Genomic DNA, 11,290 nt, shown 5'->3' on the forward strand with positions numbered 1-11,290 from the left:
TTAGAAGATGAAAGTCGTCGTCATAAACGGAAGTCCCCGCCGCGACGGGCTGGTTTCGCAGATGCTCGGCCATGTGGCCGCCGGTCTGCCCGAGGGGTGCGAAGTCGAGATGCTGTTCGTTCGCGACATGCAGGTCCGGCCCTGCACCGGGTGTATGAAATGCCGTTCGCTGGGTCGTTGCATACTGCCCGGGGACGACGCTCACCGTGCGGCGGAGGCCATTCGCGGGGCCGATGCCCTGATCGTCGGGTCGCCCTGCTATTGGGGCAACATGAGCGGTGCGCTGAAGGTGCTGTTCGACCGGATGGTCTATGCGATGATGGGCGAGCGGGAGAACGGCATGCCGATCCCGCTGCACAAGGGCAAGCGGGCCGTGCTGGTCGCCACGTGCAATACGGTCTATCCGTTCAGCGTGTGGTTCCGCCAGACGACCGGCGTGTTCCGTGCCTTGCGCGAGATATTGAAATGGAGCGGTTTCCGGGTCGCCGGGACTTTGGGCCGGGGCGGATGCCGCAAACACGGGGAGCTGACGCCCCGGGAAATTGTGAAATGTAAAAAACTGGCAAAAAAGATATGTTAAAGGTAAAAAATCTGCACGCCTCGGTCGACGGCAAGGAGATTCTCCGGGGTATCGACCTCGAAGTGAAGGCTGGCGAGGTGCATGCCATTATGGGGCCTAACGGCTCGGGTAAGTCGACGCTGGCGTCGGTGCTGGCGGGCAATGAGAAATTCACCGTCACCGAAGGTTCGGCCGAGTTCCTGGGCCGTGATCTGCTGGCGATGCCCATCGAGGACCGCGCGCGTCTGGGCCTGTTCCTGGGCTTCCAGTATCCGGTGGAGATTCCGGGCGTCACGATGGCCAATTTCATGAAGCTGGCCGTCAACGAACAGCGTAAGTTCCGCGGCGAGGAGCCGCTGACGGCCGCCGAGTTTCTGAAGCTGATGCGCGAGAAGAGCGCCGTGGTGGAGCTTTCGTCGAAACTCACCTCGCGGGCCGTGAACGAAGGTTTCTCGGGCGGCGAGAAGAAGAAGAACGAGATTTTCCAGATGGCGATGCTCGACCCGAAGCTGGCGATTCTGGACGAGACCGACTCGGGGCTCGACATCGACGCCCTGCGGATCGTCGCCACGGGCGTCACCAAACTCCACCGGGCGGATAACGCCACGGTGGTCATCACGCACTACCAGCGCTTGCTGGACTACATCGTGCCCGACGTGGTGCACGTGCTCTACAAGGGCCGTATCATCCATTCGGGCGACAAGTCGCTGGCCCTTCGGCTCGAGAAGGAGGGGTACGATTGGCTCATCAACGAATACGACCGGTAATGGAGGCGATTCTCGACATCATCCGCAGGTTTCGTCCGGCGGACGGCGAGGTGCTCCGGATCGACGGGGCTGCGGCCGAACCCTTTGCGGCGGTCGATCCCCGGAAGCTCCGTATCGAGGCCGCTGCCGGCGCTTCGGCGCGAATCGTCGTGCTGCACACCGCGGCCGACACGTCGGTCGTGGAGGTGGAGTTGGGCGAGGAGGCGCAGTTGGAGCTGACCGAATTGTTTACGGCCGAGGCGTTTGCCGAGGTCTCGGTGAAGCAGGCTGCCCGCAGCCGTTGCCGCCTGACGACGGTGCAGTTGTCGAGCGCCAACGCCTCGTACCGCATCGACCTCGACGGCGCGGATGCCGAAAACGAACTGGGCGGGGTATTTCTCGCCGCGGGCAATGAGCACTGCGTGGTGAAACTTCGCACGGGACACAATGTCGCCGATTGTCGCAGCAATTCCTACATCAAAGGTGTTGCCGGCGGGCAGGCTGTCGGGGAGTTTTGCGGACTGATCTACGTCGCTCCCGACGCCCAGCGCACCGACGCCCGCCAGCAGAGCCGCAACATTCTGCTGAGCGAGACGGCCCGCATCACGACCCAGCCGCAGTTGGAGATTTACGCCGACGACGTGAAGTGTTCGCACGGCGCGACGGTGGGGCAGATGGATGCCGATGCGATTCTGTACATGCGTCAGCGGGGACTGAGCGAAGCGCAGGCCCGGCGGCTGCAGATCGAAGGGTTTGTCGGCGATGTCGTCGGCCGCTGCGGCATCGAGCCGCTGTGCGGGGCGATCATGGAGCTGGCCTCGGTGAAAATCGAAGAAATGTAATGATGTTTGATATCGAGAAAATACGGGAGGAGTTTCCGATCCTGCACCGCGAGGTCTACGGTAAGCCGCTGGTTTACCTCGACAGCGGAGCCACGGCGCAAAAGCCCCGGCAGGTGATCGATACGGTCGATTACCTCTACCGGGGCCTGAACTCGAACATCCACCGCGGCGTGCATTTCCTGTCGGAGCAGGCCACGGAGTTGTACGAGGAGGCGCGGGAGCGGATCGCCGCCTTTATCGGGGCGGCCGAAAAGGAGGAGATCGTCTTCACGGCGGGCGCCACGGCGTCGCTCAACACGGTGGCTTATGCCTGGGGCGACGCGTTCGTCGGTGCGGGGGATAACATCCTCGTCAGCGAGATGGAGCATCACTCCAACATCGTGCCGTGGCAATTGTTGGCCGAACGCCGGGGAGCCGGGATACGTGTGCTTCCGTTCGACGAGGCGGGAGCGCTGCGCATGGACCTGCTGCCGGAACTTGTGGACGAACGGACCCGCGTGGTGGCCGTGACGCAGGCGTCGAACACGCTCGGCACACGGCCCGACCTGCGGCCCGTGGTCGAAGCGGCGCATGCCGTCGGGGCCGTCGTCGTTGTCGACGGTTGTCAGGGTGTGGTGCACGGCGGCGTGAATGTCCGCGAGATGGACTGCGACTTCTACGCCTTTTCGGGCCACAAACTCTACGGTCCGACGGGTATAGGCGTGCTGTACGGCAAGCGGGATCTGTTGGAGAAGATGCCGCCGTTCCTCGGGGGCGGCGACATGGTCGACACGGTGACGTTCAAAAAGACCACCTATGCCCCCGTGCCGTTGAAATTCGAAGCCGGAACGGCCAATTTCGTGGGAGCCATCGGGTTGGGCGAGGCGGTGAAATTCGTGCAGCAGTTCGACGCGGCGGAGGTCGAGGCCCACGAGGAGGCCTTGCTGCGCCGGGCTACGGAGCGGCTGACGGCCATCGACGGACTGCGGATTTTCGGCACGGCGCCCGGCAAGTGCGCCATCGTGTCGTTCAACGTCGAGGGGGTGCATCCCTACGATATGGGAATGATCCTCGACAAACTGGGCATTGCGGTCCGTACGGGCCAGCACTGCGCCGAACCCGTGATGGACCACTATGCCACGACGGGCATGTGCCGGGCCTCGTTCGCGCTGTACAATACGCTCTCCGAGGCCGATGCGCTGGCCGCCGGGGTTGAACGGGCCGTGCGGATGCTTCGCAATTAAAGCTGAAAGTTTTGGCGGTATTCCGGTCGCGATGCGACTGAGCCCCCGCCAAGGCGGGGGTTGGGGGTGGGTCCAATTTGCAAACGCCGCCACGGGCGGCGATAACGACGATCGGGAGCGTCATTGCGTCCCGAAAATGATTAAGAGGTATTAAAAATTACTAACCATGTTCATCGTACTCGAAGGCTTGGACGGAGCGGGCAAATCGACCCAGATTCGTATGTTGCGCCGGTTGTTCTCCGAGCGTGGTGTGGAGAGCGAGTATGTGCATTTCCCGCGCTTCGACGCTCCGGTCTACGGCGAGCTGATCGCCCGTTTCCTCCGGGGGGAGTTCGGCGGCGTGAACGAGGTCGATCCCTACCTCGTGGCCCTGCTTTTTGCCGGCGACCGTGCCGCGGCGGGTCCGCAGATCCGGGAGTGGATCGCCGCGGGCAAAGCCGTGATCCTCGACCGTTATGTCTACTCGAATGTAGGCTTCCAGTGCGCGAAACTTCCCGCCGGGGAGTCGCGCGACCGCCTCGCACAGTGGATTCTCGACCTCGAATTCGGTTATAACGACCTGCCGCGTCCCGACATGTCGCTGTTCCTCGACGTGCCTTTCACTTTCACCGAGAGCAAGCTCACCGAGGCGCGTGAGGGCGACGACCGCACCTATCTGCAAGGCGGTCAGGACATTCACGAGGGAGCCCTCGACCTGCAGCGGCGTGTCCGCGAGGTTTATCTGGCCGCCGCGGCGAAGGATGCTTCGCTGCGCGTGGTCGATTGCTGCGATGCGAACGGGGCGATGGAGAGTCCCGAGCGGATTTTCGATAAGATACGGGCCGTGCTGGCCCCGATACTCGACGCACGATGAGGAGTACCCGGGCTTTCAAGATTCTGGCGAACGTCTGCCGGCTGATCCTTGCCTGCACGTTCATCCTTTCGGGCTTCTCGAAGGTGATCGACCCGTGGGGCACGGCGCTGAAGGTCAACGAGTATCTCTCGATCTACGGCGTGGAGTACCTGCAGCCTGCGGCGATGACCTTCTCGATCTGGCTGTGCGGCGCCGAGCTGATGATGGGGTGCATGCTGCTGTTCAAAGTCCGCATCCGCCTGATCTCGATCTTCGCGCTGGTTTCGATGATCTTCTTCACCCTGCTGACGCTGCTCAGCGCCACGTTGATTCCCGTCGAGGACTGCGGATGCTTCGGCGAGGCCCTGAAATTAACCCCCTGGGAGACCTTCGCCAAGAACGTCGCCCTGCTGCCGATGGCCTTCGTGGTGTGGTGGCGCTACCGTCCCGACAAGATCTTCGCCTTCAAACCGCTGGAGATCGTGCTCACCTGCACGTTCTTCTTCCTCTCGATGTACCTGGGCTACTACTGCTATATCCACCTGCCGCTGATCGACTTCCTGCCCTATAAGGTCGGGGTAAACATCCACGAGGCGATGCAGGAGCCTGCCGTCGAGTCCGGCGAATCGGAGACCGTGCTGGTCTACCGCGACCGGGAGACGGGGCGCGAGCGTGAGTTCTCGCTGGACGATACCGAGTGGCAGGATGCCGAAAAGTGGGAGTGGGTCGATACCCGCACCACGAGCGAACTGCCGTCGGTGCGGCCGCTGGTGAGCGAATTCGCCCTGCGCGACGCCGAGGGCGACGCCACGGAGGAGGTGCTGACCATGCCCGGACGGGTTTACATGCTCTGCGTCACGGAGTTCGACCGCCTGTCGCGTCCCTGCGCCCGGCGTATGGCCTCTCTGGTGGAGCGCGCCCGGGAGGAAGGGGCGCATGTGGTCTGCCTGACGCCCGATCCGCTGTACGGCGTGACGTGGCACGATTTCGGCTCGGGGGAGGTGCGCTGTTACAACATCGACGCCTCGACGATGAAAACCATGCTCCGGGCCTATAACGGTCTCGTGGTGCTGGACGACGGAACCATCACGGCTAAAAGGAATTGTCGCGATATTCGTCCGTAGGGGCGTTCGGCGGGATGTGGTATAAAAGTTGACACAGAGAAATCTGTGTCAACTTTTTCGTTTAGCGAGGGCAGAGCCGAAACTCGGTTTCGGACTATGCCGAGCGTAGAAAAAGAAGAGTATCAACTTTTTTCGTATGCGAACAATCCCTATTTTGCTGATAACCCTGCTTGCCGGGGCGTGCGGCCGCAGAACCCCGGCTCCCGAGGCGGTGCGTCCCGTGAAGGTCACGACGGCCGCGGGTGCCGGCCTCATCGACAAGGATTTTGCCGGCATGGCTACACCCGACGACGCCGTAAATCTCGCTTTCAAAGTCGCGGGGCAGGTCCTCGATGTCCCCGTTGCGCAGGGACAGAGCGTGAAGAAGGGAACTTTGCTCGCCGAGCTCGACCCCCGGGACATCGAACTGCAGGTGTCGGCGACCCGTTCGGCCTTCGAAGAGGCCCGTTCGCAGCAGCAGCGCATGCAGCGCCTTCTGGAACACGAAGCCGTGTCGCGGCAGGAGGCCGAGGCCGCCTCGACACGCTATGCGCAGGCCCGCTCCACCTATGAAAACACCCTCGACCTGCTGAAAGACACGCGTCTGAGGGCTCCGTTCGCCGGGGTCGTCGAGCGCAAGTATGTCGACAATTTCGAACGGGTGCAGGCCGGGCAGTCGATCCTCCGGCTGGTCAACCCCGTCACCACCACCGTCCAGTTCACGCTGCCCGAAACCGGGCTGTCGCTGCTGCGGGACAGTTCGACGCACTTCACCGTCGAGTTCGACAATTACCGGGGCGCGGCGATCCCGGCCCGCCTGAAGGAGTATGTCGAAACCTCGTCCGACGCTTCGGGATTCCCCGTGTCGCTGACCCTCGAAAATCCCGATCCGGCGCGTTACCGCATTTCGCCCGGCATGTCGTGTACGATCACCATGCAGAGCACCGACCCGGTCCCCGATGCCGTGTCGCTGCCCGTCTCGGCCATCTATGCCCCGGCCGAGGGCGGCACCTATGTCTGGATAGTCGGTGCGGGCGACCGCGTCACGCGCCGCGAGGTGAAGCCCGGGGAGCTGTTCGGACGCGACCGCGTGGTCATCGACAGCGGCGTCGCGCCGGGCGAGAAGGTCGTTACCGCGGGGGTCTACCAATTGCGCGAGGGGGAACAGGTCCGGATTTTAAAATGACGCTGCGATGAACCTGCCCGAATATTCCCTGCGAAGCGCCAAGGTAATCTATTTCTTCCTCTTCGTCCTGCTGGCCGGCGGGGCGCTGGGTTTCTCGACGCTGGGCAAGAAAGAGGACTCGGTCTTCGTCATCAAATCGGCGTCGCTCGTCTGCTCCTATCCGGGGGCCACGCCCCGGGAGGTCGAGCAGCTCGTCACCGAGCCGATCGAACGCGAGGTGCAGTCGATGCGCCTCGTGCACAAGATCACCTCCGAATCCTATTACGGGGTCTCGAAGATCCAGGTCGAACTGGACCCCGCCACGCCCGCTGCGGAAATTCCGCAGATGTGGGACGAACTGCGCCGCAAGGTGCTCAACGTCCAGCCCAAACTGCCCGCCGGGGCGTCGCAGATCACCGTTGCCGACGATTTCGGCGATGTTTACGGCATCTATTACGGTCTCTCCGTCGACGGGGGATTCTCGTGGTCGGAGCTGCGCGACTGGGCCCAGCGATTGAAAACGGCCCTCGTGACGGTCGACGGCGTGCAGAAGGTGACTCTTTACGGCGAGCAGACGCCCGTGGTCAACGTCTATGTCAGCCTCGCGGCGCTGGCCAACTTCTCCATCCGTCCCGAAACCATCGTTTCGACCATCGGCCAGCAGAACTCCATCGTCAACAGCGGGGAGAAACAGGCCGGGAAACTCCGCATACAGATACTCGAGGACGGAACCTACAAGACCCTCGACGACCTTTCGGACCAACTGCTGATCGCCTCCTCGGGCAAGCAGTACCGGCTGGGCGACATCGCCCGTGTCGAACGGGGCTATGCCGAACCGCCGCAGACGATGATGCGCGTCGACGGCCGCCGCGCCGTGGGCATCGGCATTTCGACCGAAGCGGGCGTCGACGTGGTGAAGGCCGGGGAGAAGATCGACGGCGTGCTGGCCTCGCTCACGCGCCAGATGCCCGTGGGCATGGAGCTGACGGTGCTCTATCCCGAAAACCGCATCGCCCGCGAGGCCAACTCCACGTTCATCCTCAATCTGGCCGAATCGGTTGCCATCGTCATCCTGATCATCATGCTCGTCATGGGGTTCCGCGCCGGGGTGCTGATCGGCAGTTCGCTGTTGTTCTCGATCGGCGGCACGCTGCTGCTGATGCAATTCCTGGGCGAAGGGCTGAACCGCACCTCACTGGCGGGATTCATCATCGCAATGGGCATGCTCGTCGACAACGCCATCGTCGTCACCGACAATGCGCAACAGGCCATGCTGCGGGGCGCGGCACGCCGCACGGCCGTCGTCGACGGAGCCAACGCCCCGCGGTGGAGCCTGCTGGGCGCCACGCTGATCGCCATATTCTCGTTCCTGCCGCTGTATCTGGCCCCTTCGTCGGTGGCCGAGATCGTGAAACCGCTGTTCGTCGTGCTGGCCCTTTCGCTGCTGCTGAGCTGGGTGCTGGCCCTGACGCAGACGCCGCTGTTCGGGAACTTCATGCTGCGGGTGAAACCCGTCGACCGTGATCCCTACGACACGAAATTTTACCATGCTTTCGACCGCTTTCTGGGCGCCCTGCTGCACCGGCGGTGGGCGGTCGTGGCCGTCGTCGTCGGGCTGTTCGTCCTTTCGCTCGCGGTCATGGGACTGATGCCCCAGAATTTCTTCCCGTCGCTCGACAAACCCTATTTCCGCGCCGACGTGCTCCTGCCCGAAGGGTACAATATCCGCGATACGGAGCGCAATCTGCTCACGATGGAGGCGTGGCTCCGCGAACAGCCCGAGGTGAAGACCGTTTCGATGACGTTGGGCTCCACGCCGCCGCGTTACTACCTGGCCAGCAGCAGCGTATCGATGCGTCCCAATTTCGGCAACATCCTCGTCGAACTCCACGACCGGCGGCAGACCGCGCCTGTCGAGGCGCGGTTCAACGCCTGGGTCACGGCGAATTTCCCCGACGTGTGGCTGCGCTCGTCGCTTTTCAAACTCTCGCCCGTGCCCGATGCGGCCATCGAGTTCGGCTTCATCGGCGAGAACGCCGACACGCTGCGCCGCCTGACGGCTGCTGCCGAAGAGGTGATGTGGCGCACGCCGGGAGCCGTGAACATCCGCAACGGCTGGGGCAACCGTGTGCCGATGTGGCAGCCGGTCTATTCGCAGATGAAGGGCCAGCGCATCGGCATCACCCGCAGCCAGATGGCCCGGGGCATCACCATCGCTACGCAGGGGTATGCGCTGGGCGAATACCGCGAGGGCGACCAGTTCATGCCGATCCTGCTCAAAGACGAGAATATCGGGACCTACAACCTCACCAACCTGCAGGCGCTCCCGATCTTCAACCCTTCGGGCAGGGTCTTCTCGATCGAGCAGGCCACCGACGGCTTCCGTTTCGACTTCCGTCCGGGCGTCATCAAACGGTTCAACCGCCAGCGGGTGATGAAGGCGCAGTGCGATCCCGCCCGCGGGGTCAACACCATGCAGCTGTTCGCCGCGCTGAAGGATTCGATGGACCGCGCCGTGGTGCTTCCCGAGGGCTATTCGATGAAGGTCTTCGGCGAGCAGGAGAGCCAGCAGGAGTCCAACGAGGCGCTGGCCAAATACATGCCGCTGACGCTGGTGCTGATCCTCATTGTCCTGCTGCTGCTGTTCCGCAACTACCGTGAACCGGTCGTCATCCTGCTGATGATACCGCTCATCTTCATCGGCGTGGTGCTTGGACTGGCCGTCACGGGCAAGGTGTTCAACTTCTTCTCGTTGCTGGGACTGCTGGGGCTGGTGGGCATGAACATCAAAAATGCCGTGGTGCTCGTCGAGCAGATCGGCGTGCTCCGGGCAGCGGGCAGGGACCCCTACGAGGCGTTGACATCGGCCACGCGCAGCCGCATCGTTCCCGTGGCGATGGCTTCGGGGACCACGATCCTCGGCATGCTGCCGCTGCTTTTCGACTCGATGTTCGGGGCCATGGCCGCCACGATCATGGGCGGACTGCTCGTGGCTACGCTGCTGACGGTCTGCGTGCTTCCGGTGGTCTACGCCCTGTTCTATAACATTCGCAAACCATGAAAAACGCAGTTTCGATAATCCTTTTGTGGCTCTCCCTGCCGGCGTTCGGACAGACTTCGCTCGCCGGCTACCGGGCGGCGGTCGCCGATTACAGCTGGCAGTTGAAGATCGCCGCCTCGCAGAGCGACGCTGCGGCTGAGACGATGGGGCAGGCCCGCACGGGCTATCTTCCGCGGCTGGCGATGGACGGCAGTTTCACCAAGACTTTCCACCGTTACGAAGGCATCGAGCCGTGGACCTTCGGCGTGCTGCCGCAGGTGGTCCAGACCGTCTACGGAGGCGGTGCGGTGCGGGCTTCGGCCAAGCAGGCCGAACTGGGCTACGACATCGCCCTGTGCGACGAGGAGTTTTCGCGCCTCGACGTGCGCTATGCCGCCGACTACGCCTACTGGAACCTCTCGGCCGTGGAGCTCTACGCCGCTTCGATGCGCCAGTACGTTTCGATCATCCGTTCGCTGAAAGAGGTCGTGGACCGCCGTTTCGCCGAGGGGTACATCGCCAAGGGCGACGTGCTGATGATCGAGACCCGGCTCAGCGAGGCCGAATATTCGCTCGTGAGCGCCGAACAGAGTTACGAGGTGGCCCTGCACAACTTCAACATCCTGCGGGGGACCGATGCCACGCTCGACGTGCAGTTGGGACAGGGCATCCGCGATTCGCTTCCGATGCCCGTGCGGGTCGTTACGGCCGAGGCCCTGGCGCGCCGTCCCGACTATACCGCCGCACGGCTGCGCGCAGAGCAGGCCGATTGGGGCATCCGCTTGGCCCGGGCGCCCTTCAATCCGCAGCTGAGCGTCGGGGTAGGGGGCTCGTGGCAGCCTTTCGTGCCCAACCGGACCGGTGCGACGACGGTCGACGGATCGGTTTTCGTGAAACTCTCGGTGCCGATCTTCCACTGGGGCGAACGCCGCCGGGCCGTCGGGGCCGCCCGCGCCGTGCAGCAACAGCAGGAGTGGACCGCCGCGCTGCGTCACGACGACATCGTGCGCGAGGAGATGAACGGCTGGACGGCGCTGGTGCAGAGCCGGGCGCAGGTCGACGCCTCGGAGGAGAGCCTCCGCATTGCCGGTGAGAACCTCTCGATCAGTACTTATTCCTATGGCGAGGGCCTTGCGACGATCCTCGACGTGTTGCAGGCCCAGCTGAGCTGGATTCAGCTCTACTCTAACGCCATCCGGGCGCACTACAATTATGCCGTGGCGGTTTCGGACTACCAGCGCATCACGGCGCAGTAAAAAACGGCGGAGAATATTCTCCGCCGTTTTTCATTACCGCCGGGTGTTTTACGCTTTCGCGGGTTCGGTACTCACCACCGCGACCTCGTGCGAAACGGGGGCGATCATGCGCAGCATCCGCACCATGCCGCAGTACTTTTCGTGCGTGAGGTCGATGGCGCGGCTTGCTTTCGCCTGGTCGTCCTCGGACCCGCACTCGACGTTGTAAACGACATGGAACGAGCTGTATACGCTCTCCGATTTGACCTCTTCGGCAGATAACTCTCCCGAGTAGCTGATTTCGAAGCGCTTGGGCGTGATACGCTCTTTCTGCATAATCATCAGCGCCGTCTGCGCGGAGCATTGCGCGGCTGCGTAGAGCAGCAGGGCTTTGGGGTTCAGCGATTCGCATCCGGTGCCGTTTTCGGTCCGGAATTTCCCGTTTTCGGACATCTGTAAAGTGACTTTTTCAATCATGGATTTCGGTTTTTTTGTTCAACAATAACCCGGGGGCAAATTCCGTTCCTTTGGTAGTGTGCGGATGG

General features: G+C 62.9%; 10 protein-coding genes. 9 read left to right on the forward strand and 1 reads right to left on the reverse strand.

Annotation, left to right across the window (positions count from 1 at the left end; genetic code table 11):
* Positions 1 to 7 precede the first annotated feature (7 nt).
* The 9 genes from BLU78_RS00195 (at position 8) to BLU78_RS00235 (ending at position 10,766) form a co-directional block, all read left to right on the forward strand.
* Positions 8 to 580 carry a flavodoxin family protein gene (locus tag BLU78_RS00195; protein ID WP_010258587.1) on the forward strand — a complete coding sequence of 191 codons (573 nt, stop codon included), beginning with the start codon at positions 8 to 10 and terminating at the stop codon, positions 578 to 580.
* Positions 574 to 1,326, forward strand: a complete 753-nt coding sequence (gene sufC / locus BLU78_RS00200; protein WP_010258590.1) for a Fe-S cluster assembly ATPase SufC — start codon at positions 574 to 576, stop codon at positions 1,324 to 1,326. Before BLU78_RS00195 ends, sufC begins: the two co-directional genes overlap by 7 nt.
* Complete coding sequence (locus BLU78_RS00205; RefSeq protein ID WP_010258595.1) at positions 1,326 to 2,147, forward strand: SufD family Fe-S cluster assembly protein; 822 nt, start codon at positions 1,326 to 1,328, stop codon at positions 2,145 to 2,147. The genes sufC and BLU78_RS00205 overlap by 1 nt, the downstream gene beginning before the upstream one ends.
* A gap of 2 nt (positions 2,148 to 2,149) precedes the next feature.
* Positions 2,150 to 3,370: a SufS family cysteine desulfurase gene (locus BLU78_RS00210; RefSeq protein WP_026020539.1), complete on the forward strand. Its 1,221-nt coding sequence runs from the start codon at positions 2,150 to 2,152 to the stop codon at positions 3,368 to 3,370.
* Positions 3,371 to 3,536: 166 nt separating this feature from the next.
* Positions 3,537 to 4,223 (forward strand): dTMP kinase, encoded by a 687-nt coding sequence (locus BLU78_RS00215; protein ID WP_010258603.1) that lies wholly within the window; start codon positions 3,537 to 3,539, stop codon positions 4,221 to 4,223.
* Positions 4,220 to 5,326, forward strand: coding sequence for a BT_3928 family protein (locus tag BLU78_RS00220; RefSeq protein ID WP_010258606.1), 1,107 nt, complete (start codon positions 4,220 to 4,222; stop codon positions 5,324 to 5,326). Before BLU78_RS00215 ends, BLU78_RS00220 begins: the two co-directional genes overlap by 4 nt.
* A gap of 136 nt (positions 5,327 to 5,462) precedes the next feature.
* Positions 5,463 to 6,491, forward strand: a complete 1,029-nt coding sequence (locus BLU78_RS00225; RefSeq protein WP_044106059.1) for an efflux RND transporter periplasmic adaptor subunit — start codon at positions 5,463 to 5,465, stop codon at positions 6,489 to 6,491.
* 7 nt (positions 6,492 to 6,498) lie between these two features.
* Positions 6,499 to 9,531 (forward strand): efflux RND transporter permease subunit, encoded by a 3,033-nt coding sequence (locus BLU78_RS00230; protein WP_010258612.1) that lies wholly within the window; start codon positions 6,499 to 6,501, stop codon positions 9,529 to 9,531.
* On the forward strand, positions 9,528 to 10,766 hold the full coding sequence (locus tag BLU78_RS00235; protein ID WP_010258613.1) for a TolC family protein: 1,239 nt from the start codon (positions 9,528 to 9,530) through the stop codon (positions 10,764 to 10,766). The genes BLU78_RS00230 and BLU78_RS00235 overlap by 4 nt, the downstream gene beginning before the upstream one ends.
* A gap of 48 nt (positions 10,767 to 10,814) precedes the next feature.
* Here BLU78_RS00235 and BLU78_RS00240 read toward each other — a convergent pair whose 3' ends face one another.
* A complete protein-coding gene (locus BLU78_RS00240; protein ID WP_026020540.1) occupies positions 10,815 to 11,222 on the reverse strand; it encodes an OsmC family protein in 408 nt (135 codons plus the stop codon).
* Positions 11,223 to 11,290 lie beyond the last annotated feature (68 nt).

Origin of the sequence: Alistipes timonensis JC136 (assembly GCF_900107675.1) — a bacterium.
Lineage (GTDB): Bacteria > Bacteroidota > Bacteroidia > Bacteroidales > Rikenellaceae > Alistipes > Alistipes timonensis.